17 protein-coding genes are annotated in these 21,987 nt (G+C 67.6%); 6 read left to right on the forward strand and 11 right to left on the reverse strand.

Annotation, left to right across the window (positions count from 1 at the left end):
* Positions 1-37 precede the first annotated feature (37 nt).
* From DDT93_RS15645 to xylF, 4 genes are all read right to left on the reverse strand, one after another.
* Positions 38-1,003, reverse strand: coding sequence for a glucokinase (locus tag DDT93_RS15645; RefSeq protein ID WP_109466780.1), 966 nt, complete (start codon positions 1,001-1,003; stop codon positions 38-40).
* Positions 996-1,772 carry an ATP-binding cassette domain-containing protein gene (locus DDT93_RS15650; protein WP_232825470.1) on the reverse strand — a complete coding sequence of 259 codons (777 nt, stop codon included), beginning with the start codon at positions 1,770-1,772 and terminating at the stop codon, positions 996-998. The genes DDT93_RS15645 and DDT93_RS15650 overlap by 8 nt, the downstream gene beginning before the upstream one ends.
* Before the next feature lie 2 nt (positions 1,773-1,774).
* Entirely contained in the window at positions 1,775-3,076 is a 1,302-nt protein-coding gene (locus tag DDT93_RS15655; protein ID WP_109466782.1) for a sugar ABC transporter permease, read from the reverse strand.
* An 85-nt stretch (positions 3,077-3,161) separates the two neighbouring features.
* A complete protein-coding gene (xylF, locus tag DDT93_RS15660; protein ID WP_109466783.1) occupies positions 3,162-4,184 on the reverse strand; it encodes a D-xylose ABC transporter substrate-binding protein in 1,023 nt (340 codons plus the stop codon).
* Between the two features lie 212 nt (positions 4,185-4,396).
* On the opposite strand from xylF, the gene DDT93_RS15665 reads away from it, so the two are divergent.
* Both DDT93_RS15665 and DDT93_RS15670 read left to right on the forward strand, forming a co-directional pair.
* Positions 4,397-5,593, forward strand: coding sequence for an ROK family transcriptional regulator (locus DDT93_RS15665; RefSeq protein WP_109466784.1), 1,197 nt, complete (start codon positions 4,397-4,399; stop codon positions 5,591-5,593).
* A 21-nt stretch (positions 5,594-5,614) separates the two neighbouring features.
* Positions 5,615-7,171, forward strand: coding sequence for a CRTAC1 family protein (locus DDT93_RS15670; protein ID WP_109466785.1), 1,557 nt, complete (start codon positions 5,615-5,617; stop codon positions 7,169-7,171).
* 129 nt (positions 7,172-7,300) lie between these two features.
* On the opposite strand, the gene DDT93_RS15675 is transcribed toward DDT93_RS15670, so the two are convergent.
* The 7 genes from DDT93_RS15675 to gap form a co-directional block, all read right to left on the reverse strand.
* A complete protein-coding gene (locus DDT93_RS15675; protein WP_109466786.1) occupies positions 7,301-8,596 on the reverse strand; it encodes a cytochrome-c peroxidase in 1,296 nt (431 codons plus the stop codon).
* Positions 8,593-9,537 (reverse strand): aldose epimerase family protein, encoded by a 945-nt coding sequence (locus tag DDT93_RS15680; protein WP_109466787.1) that lies wholly within the window; start codon positions 9,535-9,537, stop codon positions 8,593-8,595. Before DDT93_RS15680 ends, DDT93_RS15675 begins: the two co-directional genes overlap by 4 nt.
* A gap of 8 nt (positions 9,538-9,545) precedes the next feature.
* Positions 9,546-10,853 carry a xylose isomerase gene (xylA, locus tag DDT93_RS15685; protein ID WP_109466788.1) on the reverse strand — a complete coding sequence of 436 codons (1,308 nt, stop codon included), beginning with the start codon at positions 10,851-10,853 and terminating at the stop codon, positions 9,546-9,548.
* A gap of 10 nt (positions 10,854-10,863) precedes the next feature.
* Positions 10,864-12,315: a xylulokinase gene (gene xylB / locus DDT93_RS15690; RefSeq protein ID WP_109466789.1), complete on the reverse strand. Its 1,452-nt coding sequence runs from the start codon at positions 12,313-12,315 to the stop codon at positions 10,864-10,866.
* A gap of 84 nt (positions 12,316-12,399) precedes the next feature.
* The gene (locus DDT93_RS15695; protein WP_109466790.1) at positions 12,400-13,521 is read right to left on the reverse strand and encodes a hypothetical protein; all 1,122 of its coding nucleotides are present in this window, start codon (positions 13,519-13,521) and stop codon (positions 12,400-12,402) included.
* On the reverse strand, positions 13,514-14,461 hold the full coding sequence (locus DDT93_RS15700) for a CpsD/CapB family tyrosine-protein kinase (RefSeq protein WP_109466791.1): 948 nt from the start codon (positions 14,459-14,461) through the stop codon (positions 13,514-13,516). The genes DDT93_RS15695 and DDT93_RS15700 overlap by 8 nt, the downstream gene beginning before the upstream one ends.
* Positions 14,462-15,407: 946 nt before the next feature.
* Complete coding sequence (gene gap / locus DDT93_RS15705) at positions 15,408-16,415, reverse strand: type I glyceraldehyde-3-phosphate dehydrogenase (RefSeq protein WP_109466792.1); 1,008 nt, start codon at positions 16,413-16,415, stop codon at positions 15,408-15,410.
* 236 nt (positions 16,416-16,651) lie between these two features.
* Between gap and DDT93_RS15710 the strand changes: the two genes are divergently transcribed.
* From DDT93_RS15710 to DDT93_RS15725, 4 genes are all read left to right on the forward strand, one after another.
* A complete protein-coding gene (locus tag DDT93_RS15710) occupies positions 16,652-17,434 on the forward strand; it encodes a 2-dehydro-3-deoxygalactonokinase (RefSeq protein ID WP_109466793.1) in 783 nt (260 codons plus the stop codon).
* Entirely contained in the window at positions 17,431-18,894 is a 1,464-nt protein-coding gene (locus tag DDT93_RS15715) for a flavin-containing monooxygenase (RefSeq protein WP_157960192.1), read from the forward strand. The genes DDT93_RS15710 and DDT93_RS15715 overlap by 4 nt, the downstream gene beginning before the upstream one ends.
* A gap of 3 nt (positions 18,895-18,897) precedes the next feature.
* Entirely contained in the window at positions 18,898-19,803 is a 906-nt protein-coding gene (locus DDT93_RS15720) for a LysR family transcriptional regulator (protein ID WP_109466795.1), read from the forward strand.
* A 104-nt stretch (positions 19,804-19,907) separates the two neighbouring features.
* Positions 19,908-21,986: a hydantoinase/oxoprolinase family protein gene (locus DDT93_RS15725; RefSeq protein ID WP_109466796.1), complete on the forward strand. Its 2,079-nt coding sequence runs from the start codon at positions 19,908-19,910 to the stop codon at positions 21,984-21,986.
* Position 21,987: the final 1 nt, after the last annotated feature.

Genomic DNA, 21,987 nt, shown 5'->3' on the forward strand with positions numbered 1-21,987 from the left:
GGCGCGAACGATGCAGGTGGCTGGCCTGCCTCGGGGTCTAGCCTGCCTCGGCCAGCGGACGTGCGAGCCGGGTCAGGCCGAAGAGCGCGGCGGCGTCGTCGGCGATCACCCGCAGGGGAACCTGGGCGATCAGGTGCTCGAAGGGCCCGTCCGAGGGCAGGCTTTCGAGGAAGGCTTCCTCGCGGTTGCCGCCGAACAGGCCGCGCGCGACGCTGCCGGCAAAGTATATGCCATCCAGCGGAAGGTACTGGAAGACCAGCTGGCGGGTCAGCAGGCTGAGGTACCGCACCACATGCTCGACCGTCTGGCGCGCGAGCGCGTCGCCGTCCGCCGCCGCATCCACGATCTCGTGCGCGGGGGATTCCCGCCCCCCCGACAGGGCGCGGTAGAATTGCACCAGCCCACGCCCCGAGAACAGGTCCTCGGTGGTGGGAAAGCCGAGCGCGGCCTTGCCGATGGCGGCCTCGACCGCCGCGACGACAGAGGCGGGAAGGCTGGAGTGGCCCAGTTCCGCCTCGATCACCATCGAGCCCTCGGGGCTCGATTTGGCGAGGCAGACGTTGAAACCGGTGCCGATGCCGACGACCAGCGCCTGCCCGTTGCTGGGCCCTGCACCGGTGGCCGGGCGCATCAGGCGCACCTGATCGCCCCCCAGCGCGGGCAGCGAGTGGCCGAGCGCGGCGAGGTCGTTGACCAGCCGGACTGGCACCCTGTCCTGTTCGGGCAGGGCGCGAGACAGGGCCTCCCTCTCGAAGGTCCAGTCCCGGTTGGTCAGGCGCGCACGGTCGGATGTCACCGGGCCCGCCACCGCGATGGTGATGGCCCCCACCCTGCCCCGCACCCGGTCGGTCGCGAAACGGTGCAGCACCTCGTAGAAGGAACCATAGGCCTCGTTCGGGTACCGGGTGATGGCGCTCAGCGCGCCATCCGGCCCGGCGAGCGCGAGGCGGGCATTGGTGCCCCCCACGTCCGCCACGAGCACCTGGGAGGGCATGTCACGCATTGGCCCCGCCGGGTTTCTTGCCGAGGATGATCATGCCGAGCAGGTCGTCGTCGGTGACGTCATCGACGTCCACGGTTCCGACCAGCTGGCCGTTCTTCATCACGCTGGCGCGGTCACAGAGCTTCATCACGTCGTGGATGTCGTGGCTGATCAGGAAGATGCCGATCCCCTGCGCCTTGAGTTGCTCGATGAGTTCCGCGACCATCTGGGTCTCGTGCGGGCCGAGGGCCGCGGTCGGTTCGTCCATGATCAGGATCTGGGCGTCGAAGTATACCGCGCGCGCGATTGCGACCGACTGGCGCTGGCCGCCGGAGAGGGCCGAGACCGGCTCGTTGAACTTTTTGAAGTTCGGGTTGAGCTTGGACATGATCTTGCGGGTCTCGGCCTCCATGGCGTCGTCGTCGACGAGCCCGAAGGACGTGACCAGTTCGCGGCCAAGGAAGAGGTTCGAGGCGGCATCGAGATTGTCGGCCAGCGCGAGGGTCTGGTAGATCGTCTCGATCTTGTAGCGCCGCGCGTCGCGCGGGTTGGTGATCGTCGCCTTCTCGCCCCGGATCAGGATATCGCCCGAGTCGGCCTGATAGGCGCCCGAGAGGATCTTGATCAGGGTCGACTTGCCCGCGCCGTTGTGACCCAGCAGGCCGACGACCTCGCCCGCGTGCAGGTCGACGCTGACATGATCCACCGCGTGCACACCGCCGAAGCTGATGCAGATGTCGCGCATCTCGACAAGTTTCTCGCCGACGGCTGCCTTGTTGGTGTCTGCCATGATCATGCCCCCCCGGTGCGTTTGCGGTAGATGATGTCGATGAGCACGGCGAGCACGAGAACGCCGCCGACCACGATGTTCTGCAGCGGCGCGTCGACGCCGACCATGGCCATGCCCGATTGCAGCGACTGCATGATCAGCGCGCCGAGAATGGCGCCGTGGATGGTGCCGACCCCGCCCGCGAGCGCGGTGCCGCCGATCACGGCCGCCGCGATCACGCGGAGTTCGTCCAGCGTGCCGATGTCGTTCGAGTGGTTGGTCAGGCGGGCCGAGGCGACCACTGCCGAGATGGCGCAGAGCGCGCCCATCAGCGCAAAAATCTTGACCGTCAGCCAGCGGGTGTTGATGCCCGAGAGCTCGGCCGCGTCCGGGTTGCCGCCGGTGGCAAAGATGTAGCGGCCGAACCGGGTGCGACGGGCCAGGATGGTCATGCCGATGGCGAGCGCGATCAGCAGCAGGACGGAGTACGGGATGCCGTAGGACTGGGTAAAGCCCTCGGGCATGGTCTCGCCCCGCAGTTCGAAGATGCGCTCGAGGCGGCGGGTCGGGATCTCGTAGGCGTTCAGGATGGCGACGAAGCCAAGGATGGCGATGGCCATGATCGCGGCGACGACGCCCTCGGCCCACATCGGTTTGACTGGGAAGCCGTGTTTGACCTTGTTGCGGCGCGCATTGAACAGGCCGTAGAGCGCGGCCAGCAGGGCGATGATCCCCACGACCCACGAGGCGGTGTTGCCAAGCGTGCCGTTGATGCCGCCGAATTTCTGGAAGGTCTCGTCGAGCGGGCCGATGGTCTTGCCGCTTGTGATGTACCAGGCGACGTTGCGCCAGACCAGCAGGCCGCCGAGGGTCACGATGAAGGCGGGGATCGCGAGATAGCCGACCAGCCACCCCTGGAAGGCGCCGATCGCGATGCCGGTCAGCAGGCCGACGATGATGCTGAGCCAGGGGATCAGCGGATGGCCCAGCCCGAGGCCGAGCGCATCGGGCAGCCAGCTGGTCTGGGTCATCGCCATGACGGCGGAACAGGTGGCCAGCAGCGCACCGACGGAGAGGTCGATGTGGCGGGTCACGATGATGAAGACCATGCCGGTGGCCATGATCGCAACGCTGACGGTCTGAATCGTGAGGTTGAAGATGTTGCGCGGCGTCAGGAAGCGCCCGTCGGTCAACACGTTGAACACCAGGCACACCAGGATGAAGGCGCCGACCATGCCCAGCAGGCGCATGTCGATCTCGAGTGTCTGGAAGAAATTCTTGCGGGCCGGCCCTGCGGGCGCGGTTCCGGTCTTGGACTGGTCCATTGGAATGTCCTGGCTGTCTGGTCGCCCTGCCCCCTCAGCTGGGGACAGGGCTCTTGAGCTTACGAATAAGCGACGAGTGGCGAACTTAGTTGCAGGGGGCGACCGCTGCGGTCACGCCCTGGCACAGCGAATCCTGGTCGATCCAGCCGGCATCCACGACGACGTTCAGGTTGTCCTTGGTGATCGGGATCGGGTTCAGGAACTCGGCCCAGAGCGTGGTGCCCGCGGGGCTGGTCCACTCCTCGGCTCCGTCGATCTCGCCCATCTTGGCACCACCGGCCAGCTTGAGCGCGATTTCGGCAGCCGCCTTGCCCAGTTCGCGCGAGTCCTTCCAGACGCTGACGGTCTGGGTGCCCTTGGCGACACGGTTCAGCGCGGCAAAGTCGGCGTCCTGCCCGGAAACCGGGATGCCTTCCATGCCCTGCGCGGTCAGCGCCGCGACGACGCCGCCGGCGGTGCCGTCGTTGGAGGCCACCACGGCGTCGACGTCATTGTCGTTGGCCGTCAGGATCTGCTCCATGTTGCGCTGCGCGTTGGCGGGCAGCCAGCCGTCGGTATAGGCCTCGGCCACGATCTTGATCTTGCCGGAGTCGATCGCCTCCTGCAGGACCTCCTGCTGACCGCCACGGAGGAAGTCCGCGTTCGGGTCGGTGGGCGAGCCCTTGATCATCACGTAGTTGCCTTCGGGCTGGGCTTCCAGCACGGCGCGGGCCTGCATGCGGCCGACCTCGATGTTGTCGAAGGTCAGGTAGAAGGCGCGCTCGTCCTCGATCAGACGGTCATAGCCGACGACCGGGATACCTTCGGCGGCGGCGGCAGCCACGGCGGGGCCGATGGCCTGCGTGTCCTGCGCGAGGATGATCAGCGCGTCGGCGCCCTGGGCGATCAGGCTTTCCACGTCGGAGAGCTGCTTGGACGACGAGCTTTGCGCATCGGCCGAGATATAGGTCGCCCCGGCGGCTTCCAGCGCCTTCTTGATGGCCGCCTCGTCGGTTTTCCAGCGCTCTTCCTGGAAGTTCGACCAGCTCACACCGACGGTCTGGGCCATCGCGGCAGAGCTCATCATTGCGCCGACGAAGATCGCCGTCGCGGTTGCACGGATTTTCATATTCTCCTCCACGTTTATTGCACCGCTGCAGATGAATCCCCTTGCAGGGTGGGTTCGGGCATCGTGATCCATTTTAATTTGAAAATCAAATTAAATTGTCTACCCTGTGCGCAGTACCGTAAAAAGTGTTAACCTGACCCTGGGGGCGAAAGCAGGCATCCGCGCGCGACGAGCGCCGGAGGCGGAAAGGCGACACCTGAGAAATGGCTGTTATGCAAAGAGAATACGGACGCCGGCGGCTGTTGCAGGAGATCCGGAAGGCGGGGAACATTCCCCGGATCGAGCTGGCGGATCTGACTGGCATTAGCCGGGCGACCGTCACCACCATTACCGCGGAGCTGCTGCAGAACGGGCTGATCGAGGAGGTCCCGCGTGCCGACGATGAGGGCGACGCCCGGCGCGGCCGCCCCCGGGTGGCGCTCAAGATTCGCGGCGCCGCGCACCTTGTCGTGGGTGTGAAGGTTTCGCACCAGCAGCTTTCTCTGGTGCTGATGGATTTCGAGGGCAACCAGCTGGCCGAGCTGGAAACCGAGATGGACAAGCCCGTCTATCCGCCCGACGAGCTTGCCTCGGTGCTGGCGGAAGCTGTGAAACGGCTGGCGCGCAAGGCGGGCCACGCGATGCGGGACATCTCGGGCGTGGGCCTTGGCATCGCCGGGATCGTCGAGGCGGAACAAGGGGTTATCTACTGGTCCCCCTCCCTCACCCAGCGCAACGTGGAGTTCGGCCGCCTGCTGAGCCTGCGGCTCGGCCGCCCCGCCTTTGTCGACAACGACGCCAACCTCGTGGCGGTGGCCGAGAAGAGTTTCGGCCTCGGGCAGGACCATTCCGACTTCCTCGTCGTCACCATCGAATCCGGCGTCGGCATGGGCATGGTGATCAACGGCGAGCTCTACCGCGGCACCCGTGGCTGCGGCGCCGAATTCGGCCATACCAAGGTGCATCTGGACGGCGCGCTCTGCCGCTGCGGCCAGCGCGGCTGTCTCGAAGCCTATGTGGCCGACTACGCCCTGCTGCGCGAGGCGCAGACGCTGATGGGCTTTGACACGAGGCTGTCTTCGGGCGAGCGGGTCGAAGCGCTGCTGACCGCTGCCCGCGAGGGCGACGACATGGCAGGCCGCGTGGTCAGCCGCGCGGGGCGGGTCTTTGCCCTTGGTCTCGCAAACCTGGTGAACATCTTCGACCCCGAGCTGATCATCCTCGCGGGTGAGCAGATGCAGTCCGATCACCTCTATGCCGAGGAGGTCATCGAGGAGATGCGCAAGTCGATCGTGCAGGTCGACAAGGCCCCGCCCGAGGTGGTGGTGCACCGCTGGGGCAACCTGATGTGGGCGCGCGGCGCGGCCGCCTATGCGCTCGACAAGGTCTCGCAGCTGGCGCTGGAAGGACTGGGAGAGAACGCAGCCTGAGGGCGCGAAGGGGAGGACGGGATGACCTACGAGACCGCGCGGAGGCGTCGCGCCCCCGCCCTCTGCTCTGCGGCCCTGATCGGCTGCGCCGCCGTCCCGGCCATTGCCGGACCCCGGTTCGAGCCGGTGGCGATCCCCGAACACGTCTATGACGGCGGCTGGGAGCATTTCGTCGGCGGCGGGCTGGCGGTCTTCGACTGTTCCGGCGACGGGCTGCCCGAACTGCTGGCGGCAGGCGGCACGAACCCGATGACCCTGCTGCGCAATACCTCACACCCCGGCGGCGCGCTGACCTTCGAGGCCGCCGCGCCCGGGGCGCTGAGCCTGACCGGGGTCTCCGGTGCCTACCCGCTCGACATCGACGGCGATGGTCTGCTCGACCTCGCGGTGCTGCGGGTCGGTGAGAACGTGCTGCTGAAAGGCGGGCCCGACTGCAGCTTTGCCCCCTTCGAGGGGCTCGGGTTCGAGGGCGGCGAGGACTGGACCACCGCCTTCTCGGCCACCTGGGAGGCGGGGCAGAGCCTGCCGACCCTCGCCTTTGGCAACTACGTTGACCGCGACGCCCCCAACGGGCCGTTCCGGGCCTGCGACGACAATGCACTCTACCGCCCCGAGGGAGCGACCTACGGCGCGCCGGAAGTGCTGGCGCCCGGCTACTGCCCGCTGTCGATGCTGTTCTCGGACTGGGGGCGGCAGGGCCGTGCGGACCTGCGCATCAGCAACGACCGCCACTACTACGTCGATGCCGGGTCCGAGCAGCTCTGGGCCATGACCACCCCGCCCCGGCTCTACACCGAGGCGGACGGCTGGCAGACCCACAAGCTCTGGGGCATGGGGATCGCCACCCGCGACATAGACCGCGACGGCGATCAGGACGTGTTCCTGACCTCGATGGGCGACCAGCGCCTGCAGGTGCTGGTCGACAGCGCCGCCGGGCCGCGGTTCGAGGACGTGCCCTACGCCCTCGGCACCACCGCGACGGCGCCCTACACGGGCGGCGACGGGCGCCCCTCGACCGGGTGGCACGTGGCCTTCGGCGACGTGGACCTCGACGGGCGCGACGACATCTTCATCACCAAGGGCAACGTCGAGCAGATGCCCGACAGCGCCTGGGACGACCCCAACAACCTGCTGATGCAGGGCGAGGACGGCCGCTTTGTCGAAGCGGGTCTCGAGGCGGGGCTTGCCAGCCTCCTGCGCGGGCGCGGCGGTGCTCTCGCCGACCTGAATGGCGACGGGCTGCTGGACGTGGCGGTGGTGAACCGGCGCGGCCCGATGGAGGTCTGGCAGAACGTGACCGAGACGCCGGGCCACTGGCTCGAGGTCGCCCTGAGCCAGCCTGCCCCCAACACGCGCGCCATCGGCGCGTGGATCGAACTCGACGACGGCACCGGCTCGCGCCTGCGCGAGATCACCGTCGGTGGCGGCCACGCTGGCGGCGCGGCGGTAGCAGAACATTTCGGGCTGGGTGCAGCTGCGACGGCGCGGCTGCGGGCGATCTGGCCGGACGGCACGATCTCGCCCTGGTCCGAGGTCGCGGCGGATCGCCTGGTGACGATCACCCGGCAGGACCGATAGCCACGCGGCGGCGTCGAAGGTGGCTTTGTGAGTATTTGAGAAGAGAAGAAATGGGATGGACAAACCCAGTTCTTCTTTCCTTCTCAAATACTCAAATCGCCCCCTCGGCAAAGAGGCAGACGCCGGGTTTCAGCGCTCCACCGGCAAACCGCTCGGCAGGCTCTCGGGCACGCCGAGGCGTCCGTCGATGCTGGGCTGATCCGTCAGGGCTCCGAGAAATGCGAGAAGGTTGGCGACCTCGGCATCGCTGAGCTCCATCGGGGCGAGGCTGTTGGCGGCGGCGATGGCCTCGATCTCCTCGGGGCGGTCGAGCACCCAGGTGTCTTCGACGGCGAGCGCGGGCAGAATGGCCTGGGCCGGGTCATAAGCCCGCAGGCTGGCGACGGGGGCGAGGTGGTGGCGGACCACCGCCTCGAGCGAGGCATAGGCGCCGTCGTGGCCGTAGGGCGCGGTGGCGGTCACGTTGCGCAGGCTGGGGGTGCGGAAGGCGTAGGCGTCCTTGGGATCGCCCGTCACCCGCAAACGCCCCACATCGCGGGCGTGGCGCTCGAAGCGGGCGGCCTTGCCGGGGCCGAGCTGGGGCATGGCGATGGCGTGGAAGTCGTGGTCGGTCTGGAAGCGGCCCGCGTGGCAGCCGTCGCAGCCCGCCTTGCCGTAGAAGAGCTCCATCCCCGCCGCCGCGTCGAGCGCGAGCGGCTCGCCGGTGCGCAGGTAGCGGTCGAAGGGGCTGTCGTCGGCGCGCCATTCGAAGGCGATGAAGTCAGCCATCACGTTGGCGATGTCGGCGAAGTGCAGCGGGCGGGGGCCGATCACCTTGTCGAACTGCTCGCGATACGCGGAGATCGCCTCGACCCGGGCGGTGAGCGTTTCCCATGCCCCGCCCTTACCGGTGATGAAGCCCTGGCGCACCGCCTGCGAGACATCGCTTTCGGCGTAGTGGCCTGCCATCTCGTCGGGCGAGAGGACCGGGAACATGGCCTGCGCCGAGAGGGCGTTGCGGAAGCCCTCGGCCATGTCGGGGCCAAGCGGGGTGCGGATGCCGTGGGGTCGGGAGGGATCGTCTTCCAGCCGTCCGTCGTGGAAGAAGCGGGTGAACTCGGTGGCGCCGAGATTGAAGAGCGCCGGTGCGTTCCGTGGGATGCGTTCCTCGGGGAGGTTCGCCGGGTCGGTCACGCGGTCCGGGCCGAGGCCGATGCCGCCATCGCCGAGCCCCAGCGAGAGCCCGTCGGAGGTGGCGAAGCGGGGGTGGTGGCAGGTGGCGCAGGAGACGTCGCGGTTGCCCGAGAGGATCGGGTCGTAGAACAGCAGCTGACCGAGCTTGACCGAGGCCATGTCGGTCTCGGGGAACTCGGCCTCGGTGCGGGGCAGCGGCCCGGCGAGGGCCGGCGCCGCCGCCAGCAGCGCCGCGAGGCCAAGGGCCCTCATGGCGTCACCCTGAGCGCGAGGCACTGACGGTAGGGTGCGTCGGGGGCCGCGATGGATTGCGGAAAAGCGGGGTGGTTGACCGCGTTGGGCCAGCCCTGCGGTTCGAGGCAGAGGCCGTGAAAGGGGGCATGGGCGCTGCCGTGCAGCGGCCCGATATAGGCGCCGGTATAGGCTTGCAGGCAGGGCTGGTCGCTGACCATCCGCATCTCCCTCCCGCCCGGCGCGGTGAGGATCACCGGGCTCTCCTCCGTTGCGGCGAGCCTAGCATAGGTCATGTCGAGTCCGGAACTCTCCGGATCGGCCTCGGCGATGGTTCTGCCGGACCGCAGGTCCAGGGGGGTGCCCGCCACCGGCTCGGTCCGCTCGGTCGCGACGTTCGCGGCGTCGCTGACCACGCGGGTGTCGGCGGGGACACGCAGGTGGTGGCCCCAGATCGTGCCCTGCCCCGCGAGGTTGTAATAGGAATGCTGGGCAAGGCTGACCGGCGTCGGGTGGTCGGCCTCGGCGGCCATGTCGTAGGTGAGCCAGCCGTTTTCGAGCCGGATGGTGACGGTGAGGTCAAGCCGCCCCGGAAAGCCCTGGTCTCCGTGCTCGGAAGTCAGACGCAGCTCGACGGCGCGGGCACCGTCGGTCTCCATCTGCCAGAGCCGGGTATGGATGCCCCCTGCCCCGCCGTGGAGGCAGTTGGGCGGCTCGCTGGCGTCGACCTGCCAGCGGGTGCCGTCGAGGATAAAGGCGGCGCCGCCGATACGGCCCGCGACCCGACCGACGATGGCGCCGAGGAACATCGGGTTCTGGCGGTAGTCCCCGGCCTTGTCGTAGCCGAGGACGATGTTGGTGCCGTCGCGCATCTCCCAGCTCTGGGTGATGCAGCCGAGGTTGAGGAGGGCGACCCGCTGGCCGCCGTCCTCGAGAACATGGCGCCGGATCTCCTCCCCCATTGCCGTGCTCAGACGAAGCGGTTGACGTAATTTTCCAGCTGCTCCTGACGGCCAGAGCGCGGCTCGGGTGCGATCTCGCCGCCGTGAACGCGGGCGAAGATGCTGTCGAAGTCGCTGTCGAGCATGGCTTTGGCCTCGGGCGTTGCCCAGCCCGCGTAGCGGTCGGCGAGCGCCTTTTCCAAGCCGCCGTCTTCCAGCATCGCGGCGGCGGCCTTGAGGCCACGGGCGCAGATGTCCATGCCGCCGATGTGGCCCGCGATCAGGTCCTCGGCGTCGAGCGACTGGCGGCGCAGCTTGGCGTCGAAGTTGGTGCCGCCGGTGGTGAAGCCGCCGGACTTGAGGATGTGGTAGTAGGCCAGCGCCACCTCGGGCACGTTGTTGGGGAACTGGTCGGTGTCCCAGCCGGACTGGTAATCGTTGCGGTTCATGTCGATGGAGCCGAGCATCCCCTCGGCGGTTGCCACCGCGATCTCGTGCTCGAAGCTGTGACCGGCGAGGATCGCGTGGCCCTGTTCGAGGTTCAGCTTGACCTCGTTCTCCAACCCGTACTTGCGCAGGAAGCCGATGCAGGTGGCGGCATCGAAGTCGTACTGGTGCTTGGAGGGTTCCTGCGGCTTGGGCTCGACGAGGATGGTGCCCTTGAAACCGATCTTGTGCTTGTATTCGACCACCATGTTCAGGAAGCGGCCCATGTGGTCCAGTTCCTGCCCGAGGTCGGTGTTGAGCAGGGTTTCATAGCCCTCGCGGCCGCCCCAGAGCACGTAGTTCTCGCCGCCGAGGCGGTGGGTGGCGTCCATGCACATCTTTACCGTCGCGGCGGCATAGGCGAAGACATCCGGGTCGGGGTTGGTCGAGGCGCCTGCCATCCAGCGGCGGTGGCCGAACATGTTCGCGGTGCCCCAGAGCAGCTTGGTCTTGCGGGTCGACATCTTGTCTTCGAAATAGTCGATCACGCCCTGGAAGCGGTCGAAGCTCTCGGCAAAGCTGTCGCCCTCGGGGCGGATGTCGGCGTCGTGCCAGCAGAAGTAGGGCGCGCCGAGGATGTCGAACATGTCGAAGGCCACGTCGGCCTTGACCTTGGCGTTCTCCACCGCGTCCTGCGGGTACCACGGGCGCTGGAAGGTCTGGCCGCCGAAGGGGTCGCCGCCCTCCCACGCGAAGGAGTGCCAGTAGGCGACGGCGAAGCGGAGGTGATCCTCCATCCGCTTGCCCATGACCACCTCGTCCGGGTTGTAGTGGCGGAAGGCCAGCGGGTTGTCGCTGTCGGGTCCCTCGTACTGGACGGGGGCGATATCGGCAAAGAACGGATGGGTCATGGCGGAACTTTCAGGGATGGGCCTTCAGGGCCGGGTAAGAGGCGGCGAAATCGGCATAGGCGGCCTCGTAGGCGGCCTGCAGATCGCTGCGCGGGTCGATGGTGGCGGAGATGGCCGGAGGCGTCATGACCTCGGCCGGAGACGCGCCGCCGACACCGCAGACGGCAAGGCGGGCGGCGCCGAGGGCGGCTCCGAACTCGCCCTTCTGGGGCAGGTCGACAGGCATGTCGAGGATGGTGGCCAGCAGCTCGACCCAGTAGCGCGACTGGGCGCCGCCGCCGATGGCGAGCACGCGATTCAGGTTGGCACCGGTGGATTTCAGCGCCTCGAGCGAGTCGCGCAGGGCAAAGCTGACGCCTTCGAGGACCGCGCGGGTCAGGTCGGCGCGGTCGGAGCCGATGGAGAGGCCGGTGAAGGCACCGCGCACGGCGCTGTCGTTGTGCGGCGTGCGCTCGCCTGACAGGTAAGGCAGGAAGCGGACCAAACCGGGGGCGGTGATGCTGTCGCCCAGCGCTGCGGTCAGCTCGGCGGGCTTGGCCCCGGCGATGCGGGCGAGCCAGTTGAGGCTGTCGGTCGCGGCGAGGATCACGCCCATCTGGTACCATGTGTCCGGGATGGCGTGGCAGAAGGTGTGCACCGCACTTTCCGGCTTGGGCGCAAAGCCGTCACGGGCGGCCAGCAGAACGCCGGAGGTGCCGAGCGAGACGAAGCCATCGCCCTCGCGCAGGGCCCCTACCCCGCAGGCGGCGGCGGCGTTGTCCCCGCCTCCGGCCACCACGAGGACGCCAGAGGGCAGGCCCAGTTCGGCGGCAAGGGCGGGTTTCACCTCGCCCACGATGCCGGTGCCTTCCAGCAGGTCGGGCATCTGGTCGGGGCGCATGCCGGACTTTTCAAGCAGGTCGGCGGACCAGTCGCGCGCGCCCACGTCGAGCCAGGAGGTTCCGGCGGCGTCGGACATGTCGGAGACGGCGCGGCCCGTCAGCCAGTAGGACAGGTAGTCCTTGGGCAGGAAGACCTTGTCGATCTTCGCGAAGGTCTCGGGTTCGTTCTCGGCGACCCACAGCACCTTGGGCGCGGTGAAGCCCGGGAAGACGATGTTGCCACTGATCTCGCGGAAGCCGGGCGTGGCGTCGAGACGCGCGGCCTGCACGTGGCTTCGGGTGTCGTTCCAGAGCATGCAGGGCCGGACGATCGCGCCTGCGGCGTCGATCATGGTTGCGCCGTGCATGTGGCCGGAAAGGCCGATGCCTTTTACGCCCGCGAGCCCGCCGGGCACGGTCATTCGCAGTTCGGCCAGTGCGCTGTGGACAGCCGCGACCCATGTGGCCGGGTCCTGTTCGCTCCATCCCGGATGGGCGTGGGCTGTCTGAAGCGGCACGTCGGCGACGCCGACCACCGCTGCTTCGTCATCGACCAGCAGCGCGCGCAGACCGGACGTTCCTAAATCCAAACCGATGTACATCGGGATCCTCCCCTTGGCGGGGGACTCTTTCCCGATTTAATTCTGGTGTCAAATTAAAAACGCGCCGAGTGGTCTGCCCTGCCGTCAGCCCGCCGCTGCGGTGGCGGCCCGCCGCCGGGGCCAATTCCGGGGCCAGCGCCATGCCCGGATGGCTCCGTGATGCGATGACCGGGTGGCGTGGGGCACCGAGACGATCGGCATGATGCCGGTCATGCGCTGCATCTGCTCGGCGCTGCGGATCACCGGGTTGAACCACTCCAGCGTCCAGGCGAGCCCGAAGGCGAGAATCGCGCTGACCACGCCCCCCAGCCCGACGATCAGCCCGCGCACGTCGGTGACCGGTCGCACGGGCCGTTCGGCTGGAGCGCTGACCACCAGCCTCTCGGACTGGCGCCGCATTTCGAGGTCCAGCCCGATGCGCGCCCGGGCGCGTTGCGTGGCGGTTTCCTCCAGCTGGCCGCGAAGCCTTGCCAGCTCGCGCTGATAGCGGTTCATCTCGGCCAGCAGGTGCGCGGTGCCGTTCTCGTCGAGCTCGGCCTCGGGCGTGCCCGGTTCGGGCACGGCGGGCGCGGCACGCAGGAAATTGGTGTACCGGGTTTCGAGCCGCGACAGCTCCTCGCTCAGTTCCGCCTCGCGACGGGTCAGGAAGTCGAGCGTCGCGCGGGCTTCGCCGATGCGCATCTGCACCGACAGGTTGACGAGGCGGTGGCCGAGTTCCCCGGCCACAAGGCGCGCCTCTTCGGCATCGTCCATCCGGGCGGTCGCAACGACCTCGACCTGCCCGTCCGGGGCGGTCTTCCAGTTGAGCGAGACCGCGTCTCTCAGCAGCTCCGTACGGCTGGCAAGCGGTTCGCCGGGCGAGATGCGGAACAGGTCGTAGGCCGAGGCGATTTCGGACAGGGCGGTATCGCCCAGGACATGCTGTTTCAGCAGCGGCAGGCGCTGGACGATGGTTTCGGGCACCGAGGTCGTCGCCATCGCTTCGGCCACCCGGGGCGGCGCGACCTGCAGGATCTCGCGCGCCTCGTAGACCGGTCGCTGGCCCAGCCCGATCCAGGACGAGACGAGAAAACCGAGGATCAGAACGCCGAGGATCAGCGGTGCGCGGCGCCGGACCATGTCGACGGCTTCGTCGATGGTGGCCACCGGGTTCATCTGGAGGCGCGGTTCCTTGGCCGCCGCGCGCGGCGGAAAATTGTTACGCATAGGCGGGCAGCGGACCGGTCCGCCGGGCCTGGTTCAGGACGACGCCCAGAACCCGTGTCTGTCCGTGCAGGCGCCGCTCGCAGGCCGCCACGTGCTCCGGCAGGGTCTGGCCCCCGTCGGCCACCAGCAGCACACCGTCGACCTGCGGCAGAAAGGCCGAGAGGTCGTCGTGTTCCAGCAGGGGCGGCAGGTCGCATAGCATGACGTCCGGCGACAGCTGGTCCATCATGTCGCCGATGACCCGGGCGCAGACTTCGCTTTGCAGCAGGTGGGCCGCCTCGGGTTCGGAGTGCTGCGACAGCCCGATCGCGAGCGTGTCGCCGGTGCGCACGACGTGATCGTCAAGGCTGACCTGACCGCCGAGGAAGGCGCGCATGCGGCCGGTGCCGGGCATGTCCAGCATGGCGGCAAGGCCGGGGCGGCGCAGGTTGAGATCCATCAGGAGTGTGCGGCTGCCCGGCACCTGGGCAAGGCTGTGGGCGAGATGTGCGGCGGAATAGGTGGTGCCGCAGCCCCGCGTGGGCGCGGCGATGGCGACACGGTTCCATCCGTTCGCGCGCAGCATCTTGAGCAGCGTGGTGCGCAGGTGGTCGAAGGACCCGGCGACAGCCTCCTCCATCTGCTCGCGGTCAAGGAGTTGCGAGGCGGAGCCCGGCGCGCGGACCGTCAGCGCTTCCCACGGGTCGGCCGGGACGACGGCAGGCCGCGGGAGCATGTGCATGTTTTCGGAAACGAGACGCAGGGCCGCCCTGCCCCGTGTCGCCGGAGTGGGTTCCGGCGCGGTGCGGAAGGCACGGCGCAGGCGATCCTCGACCGACTCTCCCGAGGGAGCGGCGCCGGTCCGGCGCGGACCGGTGATACCGTCGCGGCCTTTACCGGCGCCGCGACCCTGGCCATCCCCTTCCGGGCCGGCCGTGCCCGGGACATGGTCATCACTCATTACTGGCCCTTCCTTTTTACCGCAGGGACCGGTTGGTTCCGGTCCCGTCTGTCTGCCGGCCTAGCCGGGTCTTCCAATGTGTCAGGAGGCCGGCCCACCGTTGCACCGCATCGGTCATCGCCCGATACAGGTGCCCGCGGCCACGCAGGGCAGCCTCGCGTTCCAGCCTCTCCCAGTGTTCGGGCGGAACGAAGGGTGCCGACGGCCCGGAGAAAGTGTCCACGCAATAGTGAACCGAAGCCCTGTCAGCCGGAACATCCCCAGTTTCCGTCCCGCCCGGCTCGGTCCCCCCGGTCCCGTGCCGGCCAATGGGTCCCGATAATGGGAACTGACCTGACTCCAACAATTTACTTCCTCCGGACCGCCTGCCCGGACAAAGTCCGGTCTCGGGTTTGCCCCCACAGACAGTCCAACTCGTCACGCACCGCGATGCGTTGGATCGAATGTCGATCCTGCATCGGGCTGAAGCGGGTACCGCCGGAACCGAAAACAACCGGAACACACTCGTAACTACCGGCGGCGCCTCAACTCGTTCAGCCACATCCTAGGTAACAGTCGGTTTCAGGTTCGCGCAGAAATCCGCGAAAAACAGATCGTTTCCAGATCTGGACCCCTTGTTTTTATGGAAAAAGGCAAAAATGGGTTGGGACAATTGCGGATGACAGCGGCCTTTGTTTCCATTTTATTGACACGAGTAGGTGTCTGAACGGGTTCGGCCACGTTTCGAATCCGGCGCAGGGGCTGTCAGGCATTGGACAAAGCTGGGAGCCGCCTTTGGCGGTCGAGCCAGACGCGCGCGCGCAATCGACCCTCAGACAGTCGAATTGCGGGCTGTATTGAGGGCCGCGATCAGGACCGGACTGAGTGAGGGCCGGGCCGCAATTGCGTAGCCCGGCCCCCGGTCAAACTCTGCGAAGCAGCCAGTGCGCGCCAAGGGCGTTCGGGATCAGCCGCGCGCGGTGGCCATCGCGTTGGCGGTGTCGAGCATCCGGTTGGAGAAGCCCCACTCGTTGTCGTACCAGCTGAGGACGCGCACCAGCCCACCGTCGCTGACGTTGGTCTGCGCCGTGGCGAAGATCGACGAATGCGGGTTGTGGTTGAAGTCGGAGGAGACCAGCGGCAGGTCTGATGTGGTCAGGATGCCCTTCAGCGGCCCCGAGGCCGCAGCGGTGCGGATGGCGTCGTTGACCCCGTCGACCGTAGCGGGACGGGAGGGCATGAAGCAGAGGTCTACCACCGAGACATTCGGAGTCGGCACCCGGATCGCCGAGCCGTCGAGCTTGCCTTCAAGGTGCGGCAGGACGAGACCGACGGCGCGGGCGGCCCCGGTCGAGGTGGGGATCATGCTGAGCGCGGCGGCGCGGGCGCGGTAGAGGTCCTTGTGCGCGGTATCCAGCGTCGGCTGATCGCCCGTGTAGGAATGGATGGTCGTCATGTAGCCCGTCTCGATCCCGAAGGCATCGTCCAGCACCTTGGCCACGGGCGACAGGCAGTTGGTGGTGCAGGAGGCGTTGGAAACGATCAGGTCGGCAGCGGTCAGCGTGTCGTGGTTGACGCCGAAGACGATGGTCTTGTCCGCGTCCGTCGCGGGGGCCGAGCAGAGAACGCGACCGGATCCGTTCTTGAGATGGGCGGACGCCTTGTCCCGGCTGTTGAAGACACCGGTGCATTCCAGCGCGATATCGACGTCCGACCAGGGCAGGTCTGCGGGGTTGCGCTCGGAGGTCACCCGGACCCGGTGGCCGTTGACGATGATGGCGTCCTCCTCGACCGAGATCTCGGCGTTCAGGTATCCGTGCACGGAGTCGAACTGGAGTAGGTGCGCATTGGTGGCCACCGGCGCGAGGTCGTTGATCGCGACGATCTCCACGTCCTTGCGGCCGCTTTCGATCCAGGCGCGAAAGACGCAGCGTCCGATACGGCCGAATCCGTTGATGGCGAGTTTGACGGTCATGATGTCCCCTCAGGTGTCAGGGTATTGGCTCAGGGCGGCTCGGCCCAAATTGATAGCGCTAACATAGGGGTATCTAGCACCTCCGGCGCCATATGGCCAGCCTCTGTTCCGATGCCCGCAATCTTGCCGGTCGTGATCGGGCGTGACAGGGTGGGCGGACCCAAGACCGGACACCGTGACATGAAGACCCGCCTGACGCCCCCTGCCCCCGCCCTCCCGTGCCGGAGGCCCGGGGCATGAGCGGTTGGGTCGCGGTGGATTGCGCGCCCTCGGGTCCGCGCAGCTGGCAGATGACGGGCGGAGATGCCGGGGCGCCCCAGACCTGGCCGGCGGGGACGTCGCCTGCCGAGGTCGCCGCGGCCTTCCCGGGCCGGACCGTGGTCGCCTGCGGTGCGGCGGCGGCCCCCCTGTCGAAACTGCCCTCGACGCCGTCCGAGACAGCGCCGGTTGCTGTGCAGGACGGGCTCAACCTTGTTCCCGGGCTGCGGCAGGCCGAACCGGCGCTGGAGATGCGTGGCGGCGAGACGCGGATCGCGGGGTTCCTGTCGCTGAACCCCAACTGGGATGGAGTGATCTGCCTGCCCGGTCCGCGCAGCCACTGGGCGCTTGTCAGCGCGCGGGAAGTGGTGAGTTTCCAGAGCTTTCTCTCGGGCGAGTTGATTGCCGCCCTCAGTGCGACACCGTCCCTGTCGGGGATCGGCGGCGCGTGGGATGCGGATACGTTCCGCGATGCCCTGTCGGAGTCGCTGTCACGCCCCGAGCGGATGGCCTCGCGGCTGGCCAGCCTTGGCCCGGAGGACGCGGCGCGATTGGTGGGGCTGGTGCTGGGTGGCGAAATGGCGGCCGCCCGCCCCTACTGGCTCGGCCAGCAGGTCGCCGTGATCGGCGCTGGAGACGCGGCGCGGCCCTACGTTGCGGCGCTGGAGGCGCAGGGCGTGCCGGTGACCCAGACGGACGAGACGCGGATGGTGCTCGCGGGTCTCACGACGGCGTGGCGGCGGATCGGAGAGGCAAAGTGAGCGCGAACGGCGAAGACCGGCTGGAGGTGCTGATCATCGGCGCGGGCTTTGCCGGTATCTGCGCCGCGATCAAACTGCGCGAGGCCGGGGTCACCTCGCTGCGGATCGTCGACAAGAACCCGGACATCGGCGGGACGTGGTTTGCCAATACCTATCCCGGCGCGACCTGCGACGTGCCCTCGCATTTCTATTCCCTATCCTTCGCGCCCAATCCGAACTGGAGCCGCCTGTATTCGCCCCAGAAGGAAATCCTCGCCTACCTGCGCGACTGCGTGGAGACATTCGGGATCGCGCCGTTCCTGGACCTTGGCCACGAAGTCCGTTCTCTGACCTATGATGCTGTGCGCAGGGGATGGCGAGCCGAGATCGACGGGCGCGGACCGGTCTTTGCCCGCTTCGTGATCAACGGGACCGGTGGCCTGCACCGGCCGATCCTGCCCGAGATCGAAGGGCGCGACAGCTTTGGCGGGGTGACCATGCACACGGCACAGTGGGACCATGCCTTTGACGCCACGGGCAAGCGGGTCGCGGTGATTGGCACCGCCGCCAGCGCGATCCAGGTCATTCCCCAACTGGCGAAACGGGCGGCACGGGTGGATGTCTACCAGCGCACGGCAAACTACATCTCGCCGCGCGGCAACTTCGTCTACAGCAAGGAACAGAAGGCGCGATTTGCCCGGTTCCCGGCGTGGCAGCGACTTTATCGCCGGATCATCCGGACGCGGATGGACTGGTTGCTGTTCCCCCTGATCCTCAAGGAAAAGCGCCGGAGCCTGCTGTCGGACCGCATCCTGCGCTACCTTGGCAAGGCGGTGCCCGACCCGGAGTTGAGGGCCAAGCTGACGCCGGAGTTCGAACTTGGGTGCAAGCGCATCCTCGTTTCAGACGACTTCTACCCGAGCCTCAACCGCGAGAACGTGGATCTGATCACCGACCCGATCCGGCGGATCACCGGGACCGGGATCGAAACGCGGAACGGCGTGCTGCGCGAGGTGGACGCGATCATCTATGCGACCGGGTTCGACATGTATGCGCACATGAAGGCGCTGCCGGTGACGGGGCGCGATGGCGTCCGGCTGGGCGAGCTTTGGGGCGAGCGGATCGAGGCCTATCGCACGGTGATGGTCGCCGGGTTCCCGAACTACTTCACCGTCACCGGGCCGAACAGCGGCACCGGGACGACCTCGGTCGTCGACATGATCGAACAGGCGGTGGGCTGGATCGTGAAGGCGATCCGCGCGACGCCCGCGCAGGGCTCGGTGGATGTGAAGCCCGAGGCGCAGGCGGCGTGGAACAGGGCGCTGCATGCCAAGCTGGACAAGACGGTCTGGGCCACCGGCTGTTCGAGCTGGTACAAGCGGGCGGACGGGCGCATCGAGACGCTTTATCCCGGCAGTGCCGCCGCCTATGCGCGCGAGATGCGACGGCTGCGGCGCGGCGAACTGGCGTTCGAGGAATAGGCCGTGGCGGTCACGCTGAAGCAGATCGAGGCCTTTGTCTGGATTGCCGACCTTGGCAGTTTCCGGGCGGCGGCGGAGCGGCTGAACACCACCCAGCCGAACATCTCGGCACGGATCGCCGCACTGGAGGGGGCGCTGAACGTGTCGCTGATGGAGCGCGACGCGGGATCGGTCCGGCTGACCGCGCGGGGGCGCGACCTGCTGGACCATGCACGCGCCGTGCTGCGGCAGGTCGACGGGCTGATCGAGGCCTCGGGCGAGGCCGGGCTGTATGACGGGACGATCCGCCTTGGGGTGACCGAGCTGATTGCGAACACATGGCTTCGGGACTTCCTGCGCGCCTTCAGCGGGGCCTATCCGAAGATCAGCGTGGAACTGACGGTCGACATGTCGGCGAACCTCGAAGAGGAGCTGTTCAGCCACCGGATCGACCTTGCCCTGCAGAACGGGCCGTTCAGCCGCATCGCGACCGGGCACATGGAGATCGGGCGGTATCCGCTGATCTGGTGCGCGTCGCCCCGCCTGAAACTCCAGGACCGGGGCAACCTTACCGCGGCGGACCTTGCCGCGCACCCGATCCTGACCCATGCGCGTGGCGCGCGGCAGCACTCCGAGATCGCCCTGCATTTCAGCGAGGCCGGGGAACCCGTGCGGCTTGTGCCGTCGAGTACCCTGTCGGCGGGCATCCAGATGGCGGTGAACGCGATGGGCGTGGTGGCCGTGCCCGCAGCCCTCGTGCTGCGCGAGTTGAATGCCGGGGAACTGGTGGAACTGGACTATGCCTGGCATCCCGGCACGCTGGATTTCGCGGCACGCTACGATGCGCGCACGGCGCCGTCGTACCTTGCCCGGGCGGCAGAAATTGCCCGCGAGACGGCGCTGGGACATGATTGGCCGGCGCTGCCATAGGATCAATTTTTTCGATCCTTTCCAAAAAATCAAATAATTTGATGTGATCCACCGCCATCGCTAGCCTGCGACTCGAACCTTTCTGGATTAGCGACGGACGGCACATGGCGGCGACTTCTGTAAGAATGGGCATCGATATCGGCGGGACCTTCACGGACGTCGTTCTCGAGGTCGATGGCACCCCCTTTTCGACCAAGGTGCTGACCACCTACGGCGCGCCCGAGGACGCCATCGTCGAGGGCATTCACCGCGTCATCGCCCGCGCCGGGATCGCTCCGGGTGAGATCACGCAGATCATCCACGGCACCACGCTGGCCACCAACGCGCTGATCGAACGGCGCGGAGCCAAGACGGCGCTGGTTACCACGCAGGGCTTTCGCGATGTGATCGAGATGCGGACCGAGAGCCGGTTCGAGCAATACGATCTGAACCTGACCCTGCCCGAGCCGCTGCTGGCGCGGAACCACCGCTACACGCTGAACGAGCGGATGGATGCCAAGGGCAACGTGCTGATCCCGCTGGATCGCGCCGAGGTCGAGGCGCTGGCCGAGGTGCTGAAGGAAGGCGGCTTCGAGTCGATCGCCGTTGGCCTGCTGCACTCCTACCAGAACGACGCGCACGAGAAGATGGTGCGCGACGTGCTGGCCGAGAAGCTGCCGGGCGTCATGGTTTCGCTCTCTTCCGAGGTCAGCCCGCAGATGCGGGAATACGAGCGCTTCAACACCGCCGTGGCCAACGCCTACATCAAGCCGCTGATCAAAAGTTACCTCGGGCGGCTGGAACAGCGCCTGCGCGACGAGGGCGTGAACTGCTCGGTGTTCCTGATGCACTCGGGCGGCGGCATCATCTCGCTGGAGAGCGCGGCGGAGTTTCCCGTGCGTCTGGTGGAATCCGGCCCGGCGGGCGGCGCGGTCTTTGCCGCGAACATCGCCGCGCGCTATGGACTCGACAAGGTGCTGTCGTTCGACATGGGCGGGACCACCGCCAAGATCTGCCTGATCAAGAACCAGACCCCGAAGACCGCCCGTGTCTTCGAGGTCGCCCGCACCTACCGCTTCAAGAAGGGATCGGGGATGCCGATCTCGATCCCAGTGATCGACATGGTCGAGATCGGTGCCGGGGGCGGATCGCTCGCCCACGTAGACTCGATGCGCCAGATCCGCGTCGGGCCGGAATCGGCAGGCTCCGAGCCCGGACCGGCCTGCTATGGCCGTGGCGGCGAGCGTCCGGCGGTGACCGACGCTGACCTCGTGCTGGGCAAGCTGGACCCCGACAACTTTGCGGGCGGCTCCATCACCCTGCATAAGTCGAGCTCCGAGGCGGCGCTGAACGGCGCCATCGGCGAGGTGCTGGACATGGACCCGCTGGAGGCGGCATTCGGACTGGCCGAGGTGGTCGACGAGAACATGGCCAACGCCGCGCGCGTGCACGCGGTGGAGAACGGTGAAGACCTGTCGGAGTATACCATGATCGCCTTTGGCGGCGCTGCCCCGCTGCATGCCGGGCGGCTTTGTGAAAAGCTGGGCGTGTCGAACTGCCTTGTTCCGCCGGGTGCGGGCGTGGGTTCGGCCATCGGGTTCCTGCGGGCGCCCTTCAGCTTCGAGGCCAACAAGTCGGTCTATACCCGCCTGTCGGACATGGATGGCGGGACGGTCAAATCGCTGCTGAGCGATTTGGAGGCAGAGGCGACGAAATTCGTCCGCTCTTGCGATGCGACCGCGCAAATTGACTGCGAATACAAGGTCTACATGCGATACACCGGCCAGGGCTGGGAGATTCCCGTGGTGCTCTCGCCCGAGGATGCAGCCAACCCCAAGGCGGAGCGGTTCCAGGACTTGTTCGAGGCGGATTACACCCAGCTGTTCGGTCGCCCGGTCGAGGGGCTCGACATCGAGATCACTGTCTGGTCGGCGAACGCGACCACGCCGCCGCAGCCGGTTGAACCGGTCGACGACGAGGGCGTCGGCTCGAACGTCACGGCGCCCGCCACGCGGACCCTGTTCGACCCCGCGCTCGGCAAGACCGTCGAGGCCGGGATCGTCGAGCGCAAGACGCTGGAGACCGGGCAGGCCATCGCCGGCCCCGCCGCCGTCACCGAGGACGAAACTACCATCATCGTGCCTGCCAGCCGTCGCGCCCAGCGACGTGCCGACGGCTGCATCGAACTGCAAGTGAAGGGGTAAG

The organism is Albibacillus kandeliae (genome assembly GCF_003116585.1).
Classification (GTDB): Bacteria; Pseudomonadota; Alphaproteobacteria; order Rhodobacterales; family Rhodobacteraceae; genus Albibacillus; species Albibacillus kandeliae.

What these genes read in the sequence shown, in the direction of transcription:
- DDT93_RS15670 (WP_109466785.1), top strand. Translation starts at nt 5,615, where the DNA reads ATGACCTACGAGACCGCGCGGAGGCGTCGCGCCCCCGCCCTCTGCTCT.
- DDT93_RS15645 (WP_109466780.1), bottom strand. Translation starts at nt 1,003, where the DNA reads ATGCGTGACATGCCCTCCCAGGTGCTCGTGGCGGACGTGGGGGGCACC.
- DDT93_RS15700 (WP_109466791.1), bottom strand. Translation starts at nt 14,461, where the DNA reads ATGAGTGATGACCATGTCCCGGGCACGGCCGGCCCGGAAGGGGATGGC.
- xylA (WP_109466788.1), bottom strand. Translation starts at nt 10,853, where the DNA reads ATGACCCATCCGTTCTTTGCCGATATCGCCCCCGTCCAGTACGAGGGA.
- DDT93_RS15650 (WP_232825470.1), bottom strand. Translation starts at nt 1,772, where the DNA reads ATGGCAGACACCAACAAGGCAGCCGTCGGCGAGAAACTTGTCGAGATG.
- xylB (WP_109466789.1), bottom strand. Translation starts at nt 12,315, where the DNA reads ATGTACATCGGTTTGGATTTAGGAACGTCCGGTCTGCGCGCGCTGCTG.
- DDT93_RS15710 (WP_109466793.1), top strand. Translation starts at nt 16,652, where the DNA reads ATGAGCGGTTGGGTCGCGGTGGATTGCGCGCCCTCGGGTCCGCGCAGC.
- DDT93_RS15725 (WP_109466796.1), top strand. Translation starts at nt 19,908, where the DNA reads ATGGCGGCGACTTCTGTAAGAATGGGCATCGATATCGGCGGGACCTTC.
- DDT93_RS15665 (WP_109466784.1), top strand. Translation starts at nt 4,397, where the DNA reads ATGCAAAGAGAATACGGACGCCGGCGGCTGTTGCAGGAGATCCGGAAG.
- gap (WP_109466792.1), bottom strand. Translation starts at nt 16,415, where the DNA reads ATGACCGTCAAACTCGCCATCAACGGATTCGGCCGTATCGGACGCTGC.
- xylF (WP_109466783.1), bottom strand. Translation starts at nt 4,184, where the DNA reads ATGAAAATCCGTGCAACCGCGACGGCGATCTTCGTCGGCGCAATGATG.
- DDT93_RS15655 (WP_109466782.1), bottom strand. Translation starts at nt 3,076, where the DNA reads ATGGACCAGTCCAAGACCGGAACCGCGCCCGCAGGGCCGGCCCGCAAG.
- DDT93_RS15675 (WP_109466786.1), bottom strand. Translation starts at nt 8,596, where the DNA reads ATGAGGGCCCTTGGCCTCGCGGCGCTGCTGGCGGCGGCGCCGGCCCTC.
- DDT93_RS15695 (WP_109466790.1), bottom strand. Translation starts at nt 13,521, where the DNA reads ATGCGTAACAATTTTCCGCCGCGCGCGGCGGCCAAGGAACCGCGCCTC.
- DDT93_RS15680 (WP_109466787.1), bottom strand. Translation starts at nt 9,537, where the DNA reads ATGGGGGAGGAGATCCGGCGCCATGTTCTCGAGGACGGCGGCCAGCGG.